At 44.1% G+C, this 20,485-nt stretch carries 18 protein-coding genes; 13 read left to right on the forward strand and 5 right to left on the reverse strand.

From position 1 onward, the window contains the following. Nucleotides 1-54: 54 nt before the first annotated feature. The 6 genes from JMX18_RS04010 to JMX18_RS04035 all read left to right on the forward strand — a co-directional run bounded on the left by JMX18_RS04010 (nt 55) and on the right by JMX18_RS04035 (nt 7,702). Nucleotides 55-1,329: an NRAMP family divalent metal transporter gene (locus JMX18_RS04010; protein WP_201584627.1), complete on the forward strand. Its 1,275-nt coding sequence runs from the start codon at nt 55-57 to the stop codon at nt 1,327-1,329. A 402-nt stretch (nt 1,330-1,731) separates the two neighbouring features. After that, the gene (gene prpB / locus JMX18_RS04015; protein ID WP_201584629.1) at nt 1,732-2,622 is read left to right on the forward strand and encodes a methylisocitrate lyase; all 891 of its coding nucleotides are present in this window, start codon (nt 1,732-1,734) and stop codon (nt 2,620-2,622) included. Nucleotides 2,623-2,669: 47 nt separating this feature from the next. Next, complete coding sequence (locus JMX18_RS04020; RefSeq protein ID WP_201584632.1) at nt 2,670-3,260, forward strand: DUF2059 domain-containing protein; 591 nt, start codon at nt 2,670-2,672, stop codon at nt 3,258-3,260. A gap of 82 nt (nt 3,261-3,342) precedes the next feature. Continuing rightward, the gene (gene prpC / locus JMX18_RS04025; RefSeq protein WP_201584637.1) at nt 3,343-4,470 is read left to right on the forward strand and encodes a bifunctional 2-methylcitrate synthase/citrate synthase; all 1,128 of its coding nucleotides are present in this window, start codon (nt 3,343-3,345) and stop codon (nt 4,468-4,470) included. Between the two features lie 317 nt (nt 4,471-4,787). After that, nucleotides 4,788-7,427 carry a Fe/S-dependent 2-methylisocitrate dehydratase AcnD gene (acnD, locus tag JMX18_RS04030; RefSeq protein WP_201588210.1) on the forward strand — a complete coding sequence of 880 codons (2,640 nt, stop codon included), beginning with the start codon at nt 4,788-4,790 and terminating at the stop codon, nt 7,425-7,427. A gap of 122 nt (nt 7,428-7,549) precedes the next feature. Beyond that, entirely contained in the window at nt 7,550-7,702 is a 153-nt protein-coding gene (locus JMX18_RS04035) for a type II toxin-antitoxin system Phd/YefM family antitoxin (RefSeq protein ID WP_265088811.1), read from the forward strand. A gap of 87 nt (nt 7,703-7,789) precedes the next feature. Here JMX18_RS04035 and JMX18_RS04040 read toward each other — a convergent pair whose 3' ends face one another. Together JMX18_RS04040 and JMX18_RS04045 are read right to left on the reverse strand one after the other, a co-directional pair. Next, nucleotides 7,790-8,080: a type II toxin-antitoxin system RelE/ParE family toxin gene (locus JMX18_RS04040; RefSeq protein WP_201584639.1), complete on the reverse strand. Its 291-nt coding sequence runs from the start codon at nt 8,078-8,080 to the stop codon at nt 7,790-7,792. 17 nt (nt 8,081-8,097) lie between these two features. Next, nucleotides 8,098-8,319, reverse strand: coding sequence for a TA system antitoxin ParD family protein (locus JMX18_RS04045; protein WP_058368813.1), 222 nt, complete (start codon nt 8,317-8,319; stop codon nt 8,098-8,100). A gap of 114 nt (nt 8,320-8,433) precedes the next feature. Between JMX18_RS04045 and prpF the strand changes: the two genes are divergently transcribed. The 5 genes from prpF to JMX18_RS04070 all read left to right on the forward strand — a co-directional run bounded on the left by prpF (nt 8,434) and on the right by JMX18_RS04070 (nt 14,691). After that, on the forward strand, nt 8,434-9,663 hold the full coding sequence (gene prpF, locus JMX18_RS04050) for a 2-methylaconitate cis-trans isomerase PrpF (protein WP_201584642.1): 1,230 nt from the start codon (nt 8,434-8,436) through the stop codon (nt 9,661-9,663). Between the two features lie 107 nt (nt 9,664-9,770). After that, on the forward strand, nt 9,771-11,618 hold the full coding sequence (locus JMX18_RS04055) for an ABC transporter ATP-binding protein (RefSeq protein WP_227674550.1): 1,848 nt from the start codon (nt 9,771-9,773) through the stop codon (nt 11,616-11,618). 170 nt (nt 11,619-11,788) lie between these two features. Beyond that, nucleotides 11,789-12,196: a hypothetical protein gene (locus tag JMX18_RS04060; protein WP_201584644.1), complete on the forward strand. Its 408-nt coding sequence runs from the start codon at nt 11,789-11,791 to the stop codon at nt 12,194-12,196. A gap of 153 nt (nt 12,197-12,349) precedes the next feature. Further along, nucleotides 12,350-12,961 (forward strand): GNAT family N-acetyltransferase, encoded by a 612-nt coding sequence (locus tag JMX18_RS04065; protein ID WP_201584658.1) that lies wholly within the window; start codon nt 12,350-12,352, stop codon nt 12,959-12,961. 227 nt (nt 12,962-13,188) lie between these two features. After that, nucleotides 13,189-14,691 (forward strand): bifunctional 2-methylcitrate dehydratase/aconitate hydratase, encoded by a 1,503-nt coding sequence (locus JMX18_RS04070; protein ID WP_201584676.1) that lies wholly within the window; start codon nt 13,189-13,191, stop codon nt 14,689-14,691. A 77-nt stretch (nt 14,692-14,768) separates the two neighbouring features. Here the strand turns inward: JMX18_RS04070 and JMX18_RS04075 are convergent, their stop codons facing one another. Further along, nucleotides 14,769-15,536: an SDR family oxidoreductase gene (locus JMX18_RS04075; RefSeq protein ID WP_201584678.1), complete on the reverse strand. Its 768-nt coding sequence runs from the start codon at nt 15,534-15,536 to the stop codon at nt 14,769-14,771. A 197-nt stretch (nt 15,537-15,733) separates the two neighbouring features. Here JMX18_RS04075 and JMX18_RS04080 point away from each other — a divergent pair, with 197 nt between their 5' ends. Both JMX18_RS04080 and JMX18_RS04085 read left to right on the forward strand, forming a co-directional pair. Further along, nucleotides 15,734-17,086 (forward strand): DUF2868 domain-containing protein, encoded by a 1,353-nt coding sequence (locus tag JMX18_RS04080; protein ID WP_201584680.1) that lies wholly within the window; start codon nt 15,734-15,736, stop codon nt 17,084-17,086. Between the two features lie 182 nt (nt 17,087-17,268). After that, nucleotides 17,269-18,783, forward strand: coding sequence for a DUF3482 domain-containing protein (locus JMX18_RS04085; protein ID WP_406947362.1), 1,515 nt, complete (start codon nt 17,269-17,271; stop codon nt 18,781-18,783). 206 nt (nt 18,784-18,989) lie between these two features. Here JMX18_RS04085 and JMX18_RS04090 read toward each other — a convergent pair whose 3' ends face one another. After that, nucleotides 18,990-19,997 carry an ArsA family ATPase gene (locus JMX18_RS04090; protein WP_201584683.1) on the reverse strand — a complete coding sequence of 336 codons (1,008 nt, stop codon included), beginning with the start codon at nt 19,995-19,997 and terminating at the stop codon, nt 18,990-18,992. A 50-nt stretch (nt 19,998-20,047) separates the two neighbouring features. Continuing rightward, complete coding sequence (locus tag JMX18_RS04095; protein ID WP_201584685.1) at nt 20,048-20,323, reverse strand: cory-CC-star protein; 276 nt, start codon at nt 20,321-20,323, stop codon at nt 20,048-20,050. Between the last annotated feature and the right edge of the window lie 162 nt (nt 20,324-20,485).

Below are 20,485 nucleotides of genomic sequence, written 5' to 3' on the forward strand. Positions count from 1 at the left end.
GCAGCTCATCACAAGGCCGTGTTAGCTTGCCATTAGTTAGACTTTGAGGAAGTTATGAACACACAACAAATGAATAATCCCAGTGACGCCAGTGAGGCGAAAGAGGGCTTTAGTTGGCGAATTTTTGGTCCAGGTATTTTGATGGCGACGGCCGCTATTGGCGGCTCGCATCTTATCTCCTCAACCCAAGCTGGCGCTATTTACGGTTGGCAGTTGGCTATTATGATTATCCTTGCCAACGTTTTTAAATACCCATTTTTCCGTTTCGGAACGGACTATGTTTATGATACGGGCGAGAGTTTGATTGCCGGCTATGCCAAACGCTCAAAAGTCTATTTATGGGTTTACTTTATCTTATCCATACTATCAGCGGTTATTAGTACCGGTGCGGTGTCTTTGATTGCAGCGGTGATATTAGGCTTTATGTTGCCTGCTTCTATTGGCTTATCAACGATTAGTTTATCGCTGATAATTGTGGCGGTGTGCTGGGTATTCTTGATCGCTGGTCATTATAAGCTGCTAGATGGCGTGACTAAATGGATTATGATTGCGCTAACCGTAGCCACATTAGCGGCCGTCATTATTGCGGCTGGCAAGCCTACTGTTGTGACCGCAGACTTTGTCGCTACCTCCCCTTGGAATTTAGCGACTTTAGGGTTTATTGTGGCGCTAATGGGCTGGATGCCAGCGCCACTTGAGTTTGCAGCGATTACCTCTATGTGGACGTCTGCCAAGCGAAAAGCGGATCATACCACTCACCGCCAAGGCCTACTTGATTTCAATGTGGGTTATTCAGTCTCTGCTATTTTGGCTTTATTTTTCTTAGCATTGGGTGTTTTTGTTCAATATGGCTCCGGTCAGGAAATCGAAACCGCTGGCGGCGCCTACATCGGTCAGCTTATCAGTATGTATACCAATACTATTGGCGAATGGTCTAGATTGCTGGTAGCCTTCGTGGCCTTTATGTGCATGTTTGGCACCACCATCACTTGCGCCGACGGTTATGGGCGTGCCAATGCAGAATGCTGGCGCCTAATTAAGGGCGAAAGTGAGATTAACAAAAAACAAGTCGCCTTTTGGACCAGCTATGCTATCGGCGGCGGGCTCATTATTATTATCTTCTTCACCGGCCAGCTAGGCGCCATGCTCAAGTTCGCTATGATATCAGCCTTTGTTTCTGCGCCTATCTTTGGTTGGTTGAATTATACTTTGGTCAAAGGTCATCAAAAGATATCAGCCGGTATGAACGCCCTATCGATTGCTGGATTAATATTCCTGACCCTTTTTGCCTTATTATTTTTAGCCAATCTTGCGGGTTTCTTTGGTTAAATAAATAGTACGAAGCGCTCGATTAAATATTGATAAATCAGACCCTTTTAGCTTAGCTATTAGGGTTTTTTATTAGATATGAAATATAAGCCAGAATTACAAATGAAAGCCTGTATAGAGGCAAGATGAAATATATGTAACTAAATGTAAAAACTATCAGCCACTAAGGTTTTGGTTTCCATCATTTTGAATAATGAGAATGGTAAATTACTAATTAATAGATAACACTATTTATTATATGAATATTATTAATTTAAATTAAAATTATTTTTAAAACATCTTAACTATAGAGATAATAACCCCTTCCAAATTGAGGAGATTGCGTATATTCTAAGTCAATAAGGATTGTATCGAAATCCAAGTTTTCCCCCTATGACCTACCCTTTATGCAAGGATTCTCACATGAGCTCATCAGCTGGCGCGCGCTTTCGCAGTGCAATGAAACAAAAAAATGATAATAATCAACCGCTACAAATCGTCGGCACTATTAATGCTTACACGGCGATGATGGCGACTCAAGTCGGTCATCAAGCTTTGTACCTCTCGGGTGCTGGAGTAGCCAATGCCTCTTTTGGTCTACCCGATCTAGGTATGACTAGCCTTGATAACGTCTTAGAAGATGCCCGCCGTATTACTGACGCAGTTGAAACGCCTTTATTAGTGGATATCGATACCGGCTTTGGTGGCGCTTTTAATATCGCCCAGACCATTAGAAAAATGGAAAAAGCGGGTGTTGCTGCTGTGCATATCGAAGACCAAGTGGCGCAAAAGCGCTGTGGTCATCGCCCTAATAAAGAAATTGTTAGTATCTCCGAGATGGTAGATCGCCTAAAAGCCGCCCTAGATGCCAAAACTGATCCTGACTTTGTAGTTATGGCGCGTACGGACGCTCTATCTGTCGAAGGCCTTGACGCTGCGGTTGAACGCGCAGTTGCTTTTCAAGAAGCCGGCGCCGATATGATCTTCGCTGAAGCATTGACTGATATTAAGATGTATCGTAAATTTACCGATGTGCTCGATATTCCGGTACTAGCAAACATGACCGAATTTGGTCAAACTGACCTTTATACTACTGAGCAGTTATACGGTGTAGGCGTTGATATGGTGCTCTATCCTCTATCCGCCTTCCGTGCCATGAATAAAGCGGCGCTCAACGTTTATCAGCATATCTTAGATGATGGCACCCAAGAGAATGTCGTTGACACTATGCAAACCCGTATGGAGTTGTATGACTTCTTAAACTATCATGAGTTTGAGCAAACGCTCGATAAACTTTTTGCTGACAATAAGTAAAAAGCAAACAGCTCTCTTTGCCTCTTTACTTTATTTTTAGGATATTTATGTCGGTTTTATCCAAAGCTGTTTTATCAAAAGTATCAACTCTGCCACTCTCATTGCTTGGCAGCATGCTAGGCGTAGTCATACTGATGAGCGGCTGTGAGCAGAATAGCAGCCGTGGAGCAGAAGATTTAGTGATTACCGACATCGCATTAGAGGGCTTAAATGATGCTTTTTTTACCCCACTTATTAATAGTAGCAGCTTAAGTGATGAGCAAAAATCTTGTCTTGAAGCACGAGATAAGAATTTGGGTCGTGCCGAGCTACAAAGTTTTTATAGAGAGCAGTTCTCTGAGGACGAGATACAAGAGCTGGAGGATTTTTATACCTCTGATGCTGGCGAAAAAATGCTAGATTATAGCAATCAGCAAATACTTATTATGAGCGGAGAAAAGGTATCTAGAGCGGTATCTGCTCCCACCAAAGAACAGCAAGCTCAAATACAAGCATTTATGAAATCACCAGTTGCTATAAAGTATATACAATTGACCAGTGCTGAAGGTGAAGGCAGTACCATGGGAGCACTGATAGCACCTATGAATGCTGAATTTGAGCGCTGTAATATAGATTTAGATATGTCCGAATTCGTATAGTTTTATCTAAATTGTTCATTAATAGTGCTTTGTTAATGAATAACAACGTTACCACCACGCTACCAACAAAAGGAATTTAATCATGGCAGCAAAGAAAGAACTCTCAGGCGCAGGACTACGTGGTCAGGTCGCAGGCAAAACCTCACTTTCAACCGTTGGCAAATCAGGCTCAGGTCTGACTTATCGCGGCTATGATGTCAAAGATTTGGCTGAGCACTGTGTCTTTGAAGAAGTGGCTTACTTGCTACTTTATGGCAATTTGCCGACCCAAAGCGAGCTTGATACCTATCAAGCCAAACTCAAAAAACTACGCGGTCTGCCGCAGCCTCTAAAAGACGTCCTTGAGCGTATCCCTGCTGATGCTCATCCTATGGATGTCCTGCGTACTGGTTGCTCAATGCTCGGTAACCTTGAAATGGAAACCGACTTTGATCAGCAAAATGACAAGACTGATCGTATGCTGGCAGTATTCCCCTCGATCATCAACTACTGGTATCGCTTTAGCCATGATAACGTACGCATCGAAACCGAAACCGATGATGACACTATCGGCGGTCATTTCTTGCATCTGCTCAAAGGTGAAAAACCAAACGAGCTGCACGAAAGAGTAATGAACGTCTCGCTTATCTTATACGCTGAGCACGAGTTTAACGCCTCAACTTTTACCGCGCGTGTTTGCGCATCGACCCTATCAGACATTCACTCTTGTATCACTGGTGCCATCGGCTCACTACGCGGTCACTTGCATGGCGGCGCTAACGAAGCAGCGATGGATATGATTGAAGGCTTTAGCTCGACTGACGAAGCTGAAAAAGAGATGATGGCAATGCTTGAGCGTAAAGACAAAATCATGGGCTTTGGTCATGCTATTTATAGCGAATCTGATCCACGTAACGTCATCATTAAAGAATGGGCTGAAAAGCTTGCCGACGATGTTGGTGATACCGTGTTATATCCAGTATCAGTACGCTGTGAAGAAGTCATGTGGCGCGAGAAGAAGCTGTTCTGTAACGCAGACTTTTTCCATGCTTCAGCCTATCATTTTATGGGCATTCCAACCAAGCTGTTTACGCCGATTTTCGTCTGCTCACGTCTAACCGGCTGGGCGGCGCACGTCTTTGAGCAGCGCGCTAATAACCGTATTATTCGCCCAAGTGCGGAGTACATCGGTGAAGAGCCAAGAGACGTACCTGCTATTGCAGATCGTTAATTTTTGATATAAAGATTGTAGGGTGTGCCTTGCGCACCAATTATTGGATATAACTTCCTTAATGGTGCTGCTTGTCGCACCCTGCACTTCTATTTATTTCGTGAATCCCTTTTATTGAATCATGTTTATTTAGCAAAGCCTATTGCTAAGGATAAGTTTTGCTAAGTAAATGATTTTTATGACTTTAATTTAACCAAATATGTTTAAAGTTATATAACCGTTTTATTTTCAACTCACTATACCACTTTATTTATAAAGGAAAGCACGCCATGAGCGACGATAGCAAGCAGCCTTTAACGCAAGTTAATCCGCAAACCATGAACGAGCAATATAAAAAACCCTTACCCGGTACAGATCTGCATTATTTCGATGTCGAGCAAGCGGTTAATGACATTGAGCCTGGTGCTTATGCCAAACTGCCTTTTAGCTCAAAGGTACTTTGTGAAAACCTAGTGCGCCGCTGTCCACCAGAAGATTTAACCGATGCGCTCAAGCAGCACATTTACCGCAAACAAGACCTTGATTTTCCTTGGTATCCTGCGCGTGTGGTCTGCCATGATATTTTAGGTCAAACCGCTTTTGTCGACTTGGCAGGCTTGCGTGATGCTATCGCAGCGGAAGGCGGCGACCCGTCCAAAGTCAACCCTATCGTACCAACACAATTGATCGTTGATCACTCCTTAGCCGTTGAGCACGCAGGCTTTGAAGAAGATGCGTTTGAGAAAAACCGCGCTATCGAAGAGCGCCGTAACGAAGACCGTTTTCACTTTATCAATTGGTGCCAGTATGCCTTTGATAATGTCAACGTGGTACCGCCGGGTAACGGCATCATGCACCAAATTAACCTTGAGAAAATGTCGCCCGTGGTACAAGTGGTCGCTGACCAAGACGGCGATGCCATCGCCTTCCCTGATACTTTAGTCGGTACCGACAGTCATACGCCGATGGTCGATGCGCTAGGTGTGATCTCAATCGGTGTCGGCGGTCTAGAAGCTGAAAGCGTGATGCTGGGCAACCCCTCATACATGCGTCTGCCTAATATCGTTGGTGTGGAGCTGACGGGTAAGTTGCAAGAAGGTATTACTGGTACCGATCTAGTGCTGGCAATGACCGAGTTCTTACGTGATGAAGGCGTGGTATCGGCTTATCTTGAGTTTTTCGGTGAGGGCGCACGCAATCTAACCGTTGGCGACCGCGCTTCTATCTCTAATATGACCCCAGAATATGGCGCCACCGCAGCGATGTTCTCCATCGATGAGCAAACTATCGACTATTTACGTTTAACGGGTCGTACCGAGCAGCAGATCAAAACCGTTGAAGCTTATGCCAAGCAAGCGGGTCTGTGGGCAGATAGCATGGTAGATGCTGAATATGATCGTGTACTCCGTTTCGATCTATCAAAAGTGGTACGTAACATTGCTGGCCCTTCGCGTCCACATGCTCGTGTTTCTACGACTGACTTAGTAAAAGAAGGTATTGCACACGGCGAAGGTGATAAATTACCTGAGCCAAAGGATGGTTTAATGCCGGACGGCGCTGTGATTATTGCCGCTATCACCAGCTGTACTAACACCTCAAACCCACGCAATATGGTGGCTGCTGGTATTGTGGCTCGTAATGCAGTGGAAAAAGGCTTGGTACGCAAACCTTGGGTCAAGTCTTCCCTAGCACCCGGCTCAAAAACCGTTAAGCTGTATTTAGAGGAAGCAGAATTATTACCTGAGCTACAAAAACTTGGCTTTGATGTGGTCGCTTTTGCTTGTACCACTTGTAACGGTATGAGTGGCGCGCTCGACCCTGATATCCAGCAAGAAATCATCGATCGTGACCTATTTAGCACGGCTGTGCTCTCTGGTAACCGTAACTTTGATGGGCGTATCCATCCTTATGCTAAGCAAGCATTTTTAGCCTCTCCACCACTGGTTGTCGCCTACGCTATTGCGGGTAATATCCGTTTTGATATCGAAAAAGACTCACTTGGCAAAGATAAAGACGGCAACGATGTGTACTTAAAAGACATCTGGTTCGATGATGCTGAAGTAGATGCCATTGTAAAAGCAGCGGTCAAACCTGAGCAGTTTAACCAAGTTTATATCCCGATGTTTGATGAAGCCAAAGCGCAAGCGGGCCGTAACGAAGCTTCTGTCATCGATCCACAGTATGACTGGCGTGAGCTGAGTACTTATATCCGTCGTCCGCCGTATTGGGAAGGCAAGATGGCAGCGATGAATAAGCTAAAAGGTCTGCGTCCACTCGCGGTACTCGGTGACAATATCACCACCGACCATATGTCACCCTCTAATGCCATTATGGGCGATTCGGCTGCTGGCGAGTACCTCGATACTATGGGTCTGCCGGCGGAAGACTACAACTCTTACGCTACCCATCGCGGCGATCATTTAACCGCACAGCGTGCGACTTTCGCCAACCCTAAACTCTTAAACGAGATGGTACGTGACGAAGACGGTAACGTCATCCAAGGATCGCTTGCCAGAGTCGAGCCTGAAGGTGAAGTCATGCGCATGTGGGAAGCGATTGAAACTTACATGAATCGTGACCAGCCGCTGATTATTATCGCCGGTGACGGCTACGGTCAAGGCTCAAGCCGCGACTGGGCAGCTAAAGGTGTACGTTTGGCTGGTGTAGAAGTGGTTGTCGCCGAAGACTTTGAGCGTATCCATCGCCAAAACCTAGTGGGCATGGGCGCACTTCCTGTGCAGTTTAAAGAAGGCACCAATCGCGAGACGTTAAATATCGATGGCACTGAGGTATTTGATCTTGAAGGTGAAGTGTCGGCTGGTGGTGAGATGACGCTAGTTATTAACCGCACTGACGGCACAGTCGATAAAGCGCCCGTTATTTGCCGCTTAGATACCGCTGATGAGGTTAAGATGTATAACTCTGGCGGTATGCTCCAGCGTTTTGCCAAAGAGTTTTTGGCTGGTGAAGTGGCTTAAGCGCTTAGTATTTAGCTAACAAGTAATAAAATAGCCGATGTTGTATTGAGATACGGCATCGGTTTTTTTAAGCTTATATTTCCTAACTATTGGAGTTTTGTACTAGGGCTAGGGAAAATATCATGAAAATTATCAGCTTTGCAGAAGTGAACAAAGACTTTAAAGGCGTTTTAGATACTGTAAATGAAGATACGGATATGGTATTTATAAAGCGTCAAAACAGCCATGACGCAGTTATCATGTCGCTTGCTCATTTGCTCATTATAATAGTTTAATGGATACGCTTTATTTGTTACGGTTAGCTGCGAATGCGGCGCATTTGGCTAAGTCTATTTAGCAATATCGAGCTGGAAAGATTAGCTTTAAAGTATTAACTTAACATCACGATAAAAGTTCTCATGCGTGCCTATCATAAGCAATGTAAGGACTAGCTGACCATCATCTATCTGATAAGCTAATAACGTTAACTGTTTTGCCATTTTAAATTTGTGGACGCGCACAGACGAAAGATCACCTGCTTTGAGTGTTCCTAGATGAGGATCATCGATGATAGCTTGTACAGCACCATCAAGGTCTGATTTTTGATTCTTATGCAAATTTTTAACAGCTTTTTTGAATCCATGAGACTGAATAACACGTAGAGATTGAGTCATAGTTTTTCCAGATTAAACTAGCCAAATTCATAAGGTTCAGTCATACCAGCATCAACCTCTGCTTGTGCAATTAATAACTGACGAACAAACTCATAGGATAAATCTGGATTATCCTCCATAATTTGACCGATGGTTGCCCAATGTTCAATTTGCTTCGGTGGTGTCCGATGTTGTGCTTTTGCAATAGCATGAGCTTTGTCAACTAGTGACTTATTAAGTCGTATACTTGCAGTGGACATAATGCCCTCCTTATTTAATACCCCAATTTAATAGGAGTAAATTTTGTGGTATTTTACCACAGACAAGAAATATTAACTATTCACATTACAATAAAATATAAAGGAATGAGAACCATGACCCAATCAAAACCAAAATTCGCCCCACAAATCTCCGTACCCGCCACCTACATGCGCGGCGGTACCTCAAAAGGCACCTTTTTTAAATTATCCGACCTACCCGAGCGTTGCCAAGTACCCGGCAAGGCACGTGATAACTTTCTACTGCGCGTCATCGGTAGTCCTGACCCTTATGGTAAGCAAATTGACGGCTTGGGTAACGGCAGCTCTAGTACCTCTAAGACGGTGATTTTGTCTGAGGCGAAACAAGCCAATCACGATGTCAATTATCTGTTTGGACAAGTCAATATTGCCAAGCCGATGATAGATTGGGCGGGCAACTGTGGCAATTTAACCGCAGCGGTTGGCGCTTGTGCTATTAATATGGGTATCGTTGACGCCAAAAAAGTAGCGGCCAGTAGCGAGAGCGGTATCTGTGAAGTGCGCATCTGGCAAGAGAATATCGGTAAAACTATTATTGCCCATGTGCCTGTATACCAAGATGAGAATGGCAACGTACAAGTGCAAGAAACCGGCGATTTTGAGTTAGACGGCGTCACCTTTCCTGCCGCTGAGGTCAAGATTGAGTTTATTGATCCCGTTGACTCCTCCAGTGATATGTTCCCCACGAATAATCTAGTTGATGATTTTAATGTCTCCGGTTGTGGTTTGGATAAAGATAGCGTCAAGGCAACTTTTATCAGTGCCGGCATTCCGACTATTTTTATGAAAGCTGAAGATTTGGGCTTTACTGGTACGGAACTGCAAGGTGATATCAATAGTAATAGCGAAACCTTAGCGAAACTTGAGAAAATCCGTGCCAAAGGCGGTGTGGCGATGGGCGTATTCAAAGACATCATTGAAGCACAAAGTAGCCAACATATTCCAAAAATTGCTTGGGTTGCTCCGGCGCAAAGCTATACGGCATCGAGTGGTAAAGCCGTCGATGAAAGTGACATTGATTTAGTCGTCCGCGCCATGAGTATGGGTCAACTTCATCATGCGATGATGGGTACCGCAGCGGTGGCCATTGCGGCAGCAGCAACCACACAGGGCACACTAGTTAACGAAGCGGCGGGCGGTGGCAGCCTTGGTGAAGTTAGATTCGGACATCCTTCAGGCACCTTGTTAGTTGGTGGCAAAACTGAACAAATCGACGGTCGCTGGCAAGCCAAAAAAGTCTCCATGAGTCGCTCGGCCCGTCGTATTATGGTTGGTGAAGTGTTTGTACCTGCCGACGCTTTTTAGTTATAATTTAGCCTTTTCATGACACGCTAATCTCAATTAAACTTGCTTCAATGAGCCAAGTTTAATTGATTAGGTTAAAAAACAACTTAATATAAGCACTTTTAACTATGGCAAACTCTCCCAGACGTGTGCCTCTAGATATAAAGCCGCCCACCAAAAAAACGGAACGGGGGGCTTTGCTGTGGTCCATTTTAAAAAGACTGGGCGAGTTTGCCAGACCCTATCGCGGCCTTTTCATTTTAACCTTGATCCTTACAGTGCTGGGTTCGTTTACTGCGCAGGTTAACGCCTTTGTACTGCAGTACACCATTGATACCTTAACTAATATTGTTGACTTGCCCGATCCCTGGGAAGAGGGTCTAAGGCTACTCACGCTCATTAGTACTATTTTGCTGGTAAAAGAGGTGCTAAACGTTGGTATTACCTTTGGTCAGCGCTATTTTGGTGAACGTATCCGTATTAATTTATCGCGCGACTTATCACAAAAAGTGGTTGATCGTATCCTGTCTTATAAAATGGCCTTTTATACCAGTGACGAAAACGCTAGCGGTAAGCTGCAAACCCGTATTGATTTGGGTGTAAGCAGTCTGACTCAGCTGGTGCAAAACTTTTTTATCGACATGCTGCCGCTATTTGCTAGTGCGATTGTGTCGTTAATCATTATGTTTAATGCCAACTTTTGGGTAGGTATGGTTGGTCTAATTATCGTTCCTATTTACTTTTTTGTCAGTCAAAAACAAGCCAACCGTTTGCAAGGGTTTCGCAAACAGATGCGCCAATATCGTGAGACTAAAAGTGGATTGGTGATCTCAATAATCGAATCTATTACGGTTATTAAGTCATTTGTGCGGGAGCCCATTGAGTCCGATAAGCACTGGGAAATTCAAAAGGATATGACTGCCAACCAGCTGCGTATTCGCAGTATCGCATTTTTGTATAACGCTGGTAAAAGCTTTATTGAGCAAATCGGTGTGGTGGTTATTATTGTCCTAACTGCTTATTTCGTGCTCAATGGACAGATGACCATTGGGGCGATTATGTTCCATATCTTGCTGTTCCAAAACGTCGCCGCTCCTATTCGTGAACTACACCGTATTTATGACCAAATCAATAATGCCCTTACTTATGCCGAAGGGTTCTTTGATATCTTAGATGATGACCAAGCGATTGAAAGCGAGGGCAAAGTCAAATGTACCGACCTAAAAGGTCATATCGAACTAACAGATGTCAACTTCTCCTACCCTAATGGCAAACAGGCGCTCAAGGATGTCAGTTTTAATATTTATCCTAATCGCATCACTGCTTTGGTGGGTTTAAGCGGCGCAGGAAAAAGTACTATTATTAATCTACTGGTCAAGTTTTATGACCCCAGCAGTGGTACTATTTGCCTAGATGGGCGCGATTTAGAAGACTACAGCACCCATGATTTGCGTGAGCAAATTGGCTTGGTGCTACAAAAAAACCATATTTTCTCAGGGACTATCGCTGACAATATTCGTTATGGTGATATGCATGCCACTGATGACGATATTGTTGATGCCGCCAAACAAGCTTCTATCCATGAGCAAATACTAGGTATGCCTGAAGGCTATGAAAGTGAGGCTAAATTACTCTCAGGTGGGCAGCAACAACGTATTGCGCTGGCACGGATGTTTCTGAAAAACCCACCCATCGTGTTCTTAGATGAACCAACCGCCAGCCTTGATGCTATTGCTACTCAGCAGATTAAGCAAAGCTTAGACTTGATCAAAAAAGATCGTACCGTAATTATAGTCTCGCATAATATCTCACAAATTATCGATGCTGATGACTTGGTAGTTATTGAAGATGGGCAAGTTATGGAGACCGGCACCCATGAAGAGCTATACGCCAATCATGGTAAGTACTATGAGATATTTAATGCGATGTCAGACAGTTTAAACTTGGATAAAATCAGTCAGACTATTAATGGTTGATAAGGCTTTATCCATACTGCTTATTCATTGCAAACACATCTGCTATGTTTACCGCTCCGCTAGTTCTGTATAGATTGATTGTTTTTGGTATAAATACGCCACTTGGGAGTTGCTAATCACGTTAAGCGGAGTAGAATGCCTTTACTATTCATACTAAAAATGAGACATAAATGATCACTATTCCAGTGCTTACCCTTTCAGCGCCTAGTTTAAAGCTGCAACAAAAGGCTTTGGCTATGTATTGGTCGGTCCCACAAGTTATGGCTTCTCGTATTTGGAGAATTGCCACCACTCCGATGGACTCTAAAGCCCAACAGAAAGAGATTCATAGCATGATAGCGGAAAAGCAGACGGCTTTTATCCAGTCTATTGGTGATATCAATTCACAAATTATCGCCTCACAAATTACCTTGGCGCATGAATGGATGAGCGATTGGCAACGCCTAATGCTAGGCAACTATAAGGCATTCAATAACTTTGGTATCCAACTTGATCAAGAAGCAAATAAAGTTATGGATAAAGGTATCAATCCGTATGCTAAAACAGTAAAAGCCAATAAAGACCGCCTTTCAAATTAATCATACTTTTATAGTTTATACCTTTATAATAACCCCCTATCCTCTCTTCATCGAGGGGATAAAGTTTTGAGTTACTATTAAACTCATCTGACAGCGTCCTATCCGTATACCGCTATTGCCTTATTCGTTTAAAGCCCCTAAGAAATTCTAGTTATGACCCGTAATTTTACTATAAAAGCATTTGATGATTTGACCTCGGTTGATATCTATCACATTTTAAGAGCACGCTCGCAAGTGTTCGTGGTTGAACAAAACTGTCCTTACCAAGATATGGATGAAGTGGACTTTGATTGTCTGCATTTGGTTGTCCATCAAAACGAGATGCTTATAGCCTACTGCCGTATTATTCCGCCCGAATTCAATAAAATGACCTCCAACCTTTCTATAATTGAGCCTTCGAACAAAGCTTATCAATCTATGCCAGCTATTGGTAGAGTGCTGGTACTGCCTGAGTATCGAGGTCATGGCATAGCCCGTCAAATCATGACTGAAGCTATCAAGTATTGCCGCAAAAAGTACGGCAAAAAACCGATTATTATTTCAGCACAAACTTACTTACTTAGCTTTTATGAATCGCTAGGGTTCGTCCCTGAGGGTGGTTTTTATCTTATAGATGGGCTTGAGCACGTCAAAATGGTGCTATATGTTAATAAAAAGGTTAAAGTGAAAAAGCAAGGCTCTAGTATGGTGTCAAAAATCTTGGGGTTATTACTTTTAATACTGGCAGTAGCGTTTGTCGCCGGCTTAATTTATCTCATGATTTAGCCTAAAGCCTGCTTGAGGATTGATAGATGGGTTATTTAATGAGATTATTAAGGTAAATTCTATCTACTGTTTAATTCATAATAAATGATTTCACTAATGATCGACTCCCGTTACTAATCTTAGTTACTTACTTCTTAACATAATTCAATTGGCTCTGCATATTGAATATGCTACTTTTATATAATAAAAGTAATATAAAAGTGAATTTCAAGGAAGAGGTAACGATTATGTCTAATGTAGAAAGCAATGTCCGTCCAGAATACGACAGCGAGATTCAAAAAATTGCCGATTACGTCCTTAACTATTCAATAGATAACGACTCACCCAACAGCGATAATGCTTGGCATACCGCCCGTTACTGCTTAATGGATACTTTAGGCTGCGGCCTGCTTGCCCTGCGCTTCCCCGAGTGTACTAAGCATCTGGGCCCTGATTGCGCGGATCAAATCACCCCCAGTGGCGCGCGGGTTCCGGGTACTTCTTATCGACTTGACCCGATCAAAGCAGCCTTCGATATTGGCTGTATGGTGCGCTGGCTCGATTATAATGATACGTGGCTCGCTGCTGAATGGGGACATCCTTCAGATAATTTAGGCGGTATTTTGGCGGTAGCCGACTATATCAGTCAACAAAATATTAGCCAAGGTCATAAACCGCTGGTTATGAAAGATGTCCTTGAAGCGATGATTATGGCGCACGAGATTCAAGGCGTTATGGCGCTGGAGAACTCTTTTAATCGCGTCGGTCTCGATCATGTGTTCTTAGTAAAACTAGCCTCAACGGCTGTAGTCGCCAAGCTCTATAATTTACCCCGTGAGCGTATTATGGCGGCGATTTCACAAGCACTGGTCGATGGTCAAGCGCTACGTACTTATCGTCATGCGCCCAACGCCGGTAGCCGTAAGTCTTGGGCGGCAGGTGACGCGACCAGTCGGGCGGTACGCTTGGTCGATATTACCAAACGCGGCGAGATGGGTGTTCCTGGAGCTTTATCCGCATCGCAGTGGGGCTTTTACGATGTGCTGTTTAGCCATACCAATAAGGATTTGGCGCTCAAGCCTGAAGAAGATCGCCGCTTCAAGTTTCAGCGGGACTTTGGCAGCTATGTGATGGAGAATATCTTATTTAAGCTTAGCTTCCCTGCTGAGTTCCATGCTCAGACCGCTTGTGAGGCGGCAGTCATTCTACACCCTCGGATTGAGGATAGAATTGATGAGATTGAGAAAATCGTATTAACTACCCATGAGTCGGCGATTCGTATTATCTCTAAAGAAGGAGCGTTATCTAATCCAGCTGACCGTGATCACTGTTTACAATATATGGTCGCGGTGCCTTTATTGACTGGCGACTTGATGGCGGAGAATTACGAAGATGACTATCATGAGCAGCATCATATATTGATTGATGGTTTGCGTAGTAAAATGGTAGTAGAAGAAGATGCGGACTATACCAAAGACTATCACGACCCTAGCAAACGCTCGATTGCCAATGCGATTCAGATATTCTTTAAGGATGGCAGTAGCACCGATAAAGTGGCTATCGAATACCCTATCGGTCATAAACGTCGCCGCAAAGAAGGTATTCCGGTACTAAAAGCTAAGTTCAGAGCCAACCTTGCGACGCGCTTCATAGAGGAGCGTTGTGACGATATCATCAGGCTGTGTGATGATCAGCAGCAGTTGGAACAAACGCCGGTCAATGAATTTATGGACTTGTTTGTAGCTTATTAGCAATCAGGCCTTTATATCCCAATATAAAGCAAAAGGGCATGTCTTAATTAATGACATGCCCTTTTTTGATTTTGCTATTACCAAGCTATCGACTCTCCTGCCCAATCGACAAAGCTGCCGGATTGATCCGCATTCATAGCCGATAACACCTCAAGCAAAGATTCGGCGCTATAGGCTGGCGAGAATAGCTGTCCTTCTGCGACATTCCCTTGAAACGGAGCCGACAGCTGAGTATTGACCGTGCCCGGCTGCATAACTACCACACAGACCTCTTTTAGCGAGCGTTTCCATTCGATACTTAGGTTTTTCATGCCCATATTGAGCGCCGCTTTACTCATTCGATAGCTATACCAGCCACCCAATTGATTGTCGCTGATACTACCGACCCGGGCTGATATGGTTGCAAAAATAGCGGGATTATCATGACTACGCTCAGCCTTTTTTAACAACGGTTTGATATGCTTAGCAATCAGCATGCTGGCTAAAGCGTTGACTTGCATATTCTGTAAAAAGAAATCGGTCTCAATTTTCCGTAGTGCTTTTTCTGGTTGCGCCGCTTCTGTATGCAGTAAGCCGACACAGTTAATGACCCAATCGATATGGCTGGTGTGCGGTTGAATCTCATCGATAGCTTGCTCGATACTCTGCTCATCGCTGATATTCATCTTTAGCCAATATAGGTGATCGGCTTCAATATCAGGCACACTGTTATGATAAGTAGCAAATACTCGTATACTATCGCTGCTATTGGCTTGATTGTTAGCGGTAGCTTCCACTAATTGCTCGACCATAGCTTTACCGATACCGCCAGTCCCGCCAATAATTAGATAAGTTTTATTATTCATCGTCATTCCCTATAATTTCTTTTTTCCGTTTGAATGTTCAACACGCCCTAGCTGTTTTATTATCTTGACTGATTTTTCTATCTTTTACTATGAACAAATGCTATTTACCGCTCTTTCATAAAACTTAACGGATTATCATGATTTATACGCTACAATAATCCTTAAAAACAACGCCTTTATTTGGATATCACCTCATCATGCTATCACCCCAAGACCAATTAACTGAGCTGGTACGCACGCTTGAAACCAAGCAACATGTTTTTGCCACCGACCCTTTATTAGTCACCGAAAAGCTGCAGACCGAGGACGGCACACCTATTCAAAAACTGCACCGACGCGCCTCGCGTATTGATAGTAATGGCAATCTTGCTCGGGTATTAGGCAAGATTGATGGTCGTATTAAAGGCATTATGACGGTTATGAGTATCGTCTGGTGTGTGTCAGGGTTTTTGGGTTTGTTTACTTTGCTGCAAGCCAATGTGGTCAATTTCTTTTATGTGCTGGTTTGTCTGCTGGGTTTTCATAGCATTATGCTGGTGGGCTGGCTGGTTTTGACTCTGATGAATAGAGGTAAGCAATCCTCTAATTGGTTCGCCAATTTTGTTAGTCCCAGTCGTTTGATTCGGGGTAAAGACGATGTAACCTTAGCGGCGACCGAGCTGTACGAGCGCCAGCTTGAGCATAGCGGTATGCGCTGGTACTTGGGCAAGTTCAGCCATCAGCTGTGGCTTGCGACCTTGACCGGTATGCTGCTGGCTATTATATTTTTGCTCATCGTGCGTCAGTATAGCTTTAGCTGGGAGTCGACTCTGCTCTCTGACCAAGCGCTGATTACCTTGACTCAAATGCTGGGATGGCTGCCCAGTATGGTAGGCTTTGATGTCCCTGACAATACCGCCATTGTTCAAAGCCGCTTGGTCACCGATGCCCTGCCCTTATCTGTAGCGCGTCAATGGGCAAGCCTTTTAATCGGTAGCTTGCTGATGTACGGTATCGTCCCACGGGCGCTGGCATGGATATTTTGTGCGCTGATGTTCCGCCGTAAAAAGATGCGTTTGGATATTAACCTACCTTATTACCAAAAGATTATTAACTTTTGGCAACGTAAAGTCATTGATGCTGATGACTTTAAACAAGCTCCAGCCCCCGTTGCGCCCAAAGCTATGGTTAGCGCCGGCAAAAAGCTAGTGGCATTACTAGAGTATCCTGCTGATCAGAGCAATTGGTGGCAAGCAGGTCTTGATGACAATCATAGCAATGATGAGATTGAAGACTTTGGTATCGTGGATGATCGTGACGATATGGCACGTCTGCTCACTTATTTAGACGCTCATCCCGTACAAGTTATTTTAGGTATCCATAGCAAGGCACTGCTTGACCGTGGCACCTTACGTAAGCTTGATCAGATAGCGGCTCACGCCAAACATGGTGCAGTGGTCCAGTTATTAAACGGTGATATTATTGATATTGATGAAAAAACGGGACGTTATCAGCAGTGGCAGACGGCACTGGCGGCACGAGAGATTGGTTTAGTAGACAGTCATCATTAGGCGTGATTTGCTATTGAGCACTTATTTTACTAACCCTTTATATTAAGGTATGTTTAATGCTCAATACCTATTAACTATCTAACTTTTAATTACCTAACTTTGTAAACTATTTACGATTTATAAAAATATAAGATTTTATTATGAATAATGACAATAATAAGCAGGTAACAAGTCAGGAAGCTATGGCTAATGGATCCTCTCAACCGCTCGATTTAGCTAAAGAAAATAATAGCAGCAAGACTACCATTGCTAGCGGTGAGCCGCTGAAACTAGCGGTCGTTGGTCATACCAATACTGGTAAAACCTCTATTTTGCGCACTTTACTGCGTGATGTCTATTTTGGGGAAGTCAAAGACGAGGCGGCGACCACTCGCCATGTAGAGCGTGCCCAGTTAACCGATAGCCAGACAGGTGAAGTGCTGGTTACCCTGTATGATACGCCTGGACTTGAAGACGCTTCAGGTCTGATGGATTGGTTGGAGGATAATACTGCCAGTCGCCGTGATGGCATCGAGCGTTTGCAGCAGTTTTTGGCGGCAGATATTGCCCAAGGCGGTGATGGTTTAAAGAGCTATGACGATTATAGCCAAGAAGCCAAAGTGATTCGTCAGCTGCTGGCAAGTGACATGGCCATTTATGTGGTTGATGCACGCGAGCCGGTGCTGGGTAAGTACAAGGATGAATTAACTATTTTGTCGTGGGCGGCGATTCCAGTGATGCCGGTATTTAACTTTACCGATAGTCAACAGGCTAATATCGACGATTGGCAGACCATGCTGGCACGGCGTAACTTGCATATCTCAACCCGCTTTGACTCAGTTGCTTTTGAGTTTGAGGATGAAATGCGACTTTGGCAAAATCTAGCGACCATGCTCACTCATTCAGAAATGCTTGAGCAATTAATGCAGCGCCGAACTGAGGACTGGGCACGCCTATATGATGAAGCCCATCTTATTATTGCTGATTTTTTATTAAATGTAGCCGCTTTTGTGCGTGAGATCAACGAAGACGATGATCCGCTACCCGTATTACAACAAATGCAAGAGGCCGTTCGCCAAAGTGAGCGTGCAATGCAAAATAAATTGTTAAATCTCTATAAGTTTTATGATAATGATGTGGCGGCAACTCCACTTGAGCTCCAAGCCTATCAGCAAGATCCCTTTGATCCTGAATTGCTAAAAAGCTACGGTATTCGCACCACTTCTGGCGCAGCGGCGGGTGCATTATTAGGTTTAGGTATTGACGCAGCGGCGCTAGGCACAACTATGGGATTGGGCGCTGCTATCGGCGGCATCGCTGGCGGAATATTATCAAATACTGGTAGTATCGCCGATAAGCTTAGCGGGGTAAAACGGCTTTATATCGACCCGCCGACTTTGACTTTACTAGCGACACGGGCGCTTGATTTGTTGACTGCATTGCGTCACCGCGGACATGCGGCAACTGATGCGACCCAATTGCTTTATAAGGGTGAGCCAGCGGTTCAACAAAATGAGCAGCATGAAGAAGTTAAGGATGAAACCGTAGTCACTCCATGGCAGACTCATAAGTTACCGAGCGAGCTTAAAAGAGCACGCGGAAAGCCGCAATGGTCATCACTTAGCAGCGGTAACTCCGAACGCGCTCAAAGTTTGCGGATAGATGAAGCGTGGTCGCTTGCCCATAAGTTACAGATACATAATTCTGAGCGTCAATAACTGGTTTTATTATAAATTTTTTAAACTCTGATGGTGCGCATCGATTATCTATTATATTCCTACTAATGGTGCGCGGGGCGCACCCTACAAGGCTTTAACCCAGTTTAAAACTTTACAGTTAGCGTAGGCTGGGTTTTTAACCCAGCATTTTAGTTCTACAAATTTTTATGTCAATTCGATTTAAACCATTCTTCTTACAAATTCACTTAACTCAGCAATTCGCTCAAAGCCTCGGCACCACGTACATCGGTTTGTTGTAGATAAATGGGATATACGGGATAATTTTTAAAGTTTTGCTCAATCTCGCTCATTAATTGCTGTTGTCTATCGGCGCGTTGTTGCCAGAATTCATCCGTTTGAGTTGGCGTTATAAGTTGATTCACCACGATTTCCGCTGGCGTGAGCTTCGCCTCCTCTAATTGTGCCACTGCACGTTTGGTTTCTGCCATTGGCAAAGTATCGGCAGTCATGACCAGCACAATGGCGGTTTGCTGACGGTCATGCAGTAGCAATCCTGCTTGACGAAATAACCGTTTGCGTTTTTCTAGCACCGATACCGCTTGCTCCCAGCGGTCAGGTTTATGTTTAGCAAACGGATTTGATATGTTTTCACTCTTGGTGTCTTTATTATGGCTATCTAAATGGGTAGCAACCGAGCGCAGTTTAGCTTGCCGCCGCTGCTGAGCGAGCAGTCCATCCGTCCACGCGCCCATCATCTCTGGTAATACCAGCAAGCGTAGCGTATGTCCTGTTGGCGCAGTATCAAAGATAATATGTTCATAGCCTGCACTTGCTGCCGAAACCAAATGCTGACACATAGATTCCAGCATGGCTGCTTCCTGCGCGCCGGGTGCTGACTTTGATAGACGCAAATGCTCACGAATTTTAGGCATCATATCGGGATTGGCATAGCCTTTAATAGTCTGCTCAACTTGCTTGAAATGCCTATCTACGATCACATCAGGATTTAATTCAAGCGCATCAAGATAAGGAGTAACGGCGGTTTTTTCATTACTAAGGCGTATGTTTAATACATCACCCAAGCTATGCGCAGGATCGGTTGAGATAATCAGGGTCTTTTTTTGCATAGCAGCGTAGCGGCTGGCGAGCGCCGCTGCGGTCGTGGTTTTACCTACCCCGCCCTTGCCCCCAATAAATATAATTGGCTGGCTTGCCAATTTCTCGACTAATGCGCTTAATGGTTGTAATGCCATAGCTTATACTCCACTTTTACTGCAACTTTCTTAAATAATTATAAATATCACTAGCAGCAACCAATATGATCAAAGGGACATTTCTCCATCCCCATGCGAGTATGCCACTCGTGGAAATTCTCTAAAAATAATGGCTGTAACTCTAGGGTATAAAAACTGGCAGGATTATCAATACCTAAGCTCTCAGCGAACATCATCAGCATGAAAAAATCTTCCTCATCACGAGCCGCGCGAGCCATCGTTTGTCGATAAGGGGCATGATAGAATTCGTTGAGTCCTGTTAAAAATCGCTGCCATAATGGTAAATTGATTTTGCTATCGTCCATAATTTCGCCTTTTATCAAAATACAATAATGCGTCAATGATAGCCGTTCCTGAACCCCATAGACCAGCATACCATCCTCCTCTCTTACTATACCTTATGTTTATCCAATACAAAAATAGACCATAAAAAAACGCCAGCAATTGCCAGCGTTTTTTAGTCAAAT

Origin of the sequence: Psychrobacter jeotgali (genome assembly GCF_904846315.1) — a bacterium.
Lineage (GTDB): Bacteria > Pseudomonadota > Gammaproteobacteria > Pseudomonadales > Moraxellaceae > Psychrobacter > Psychrobacter jeotgali.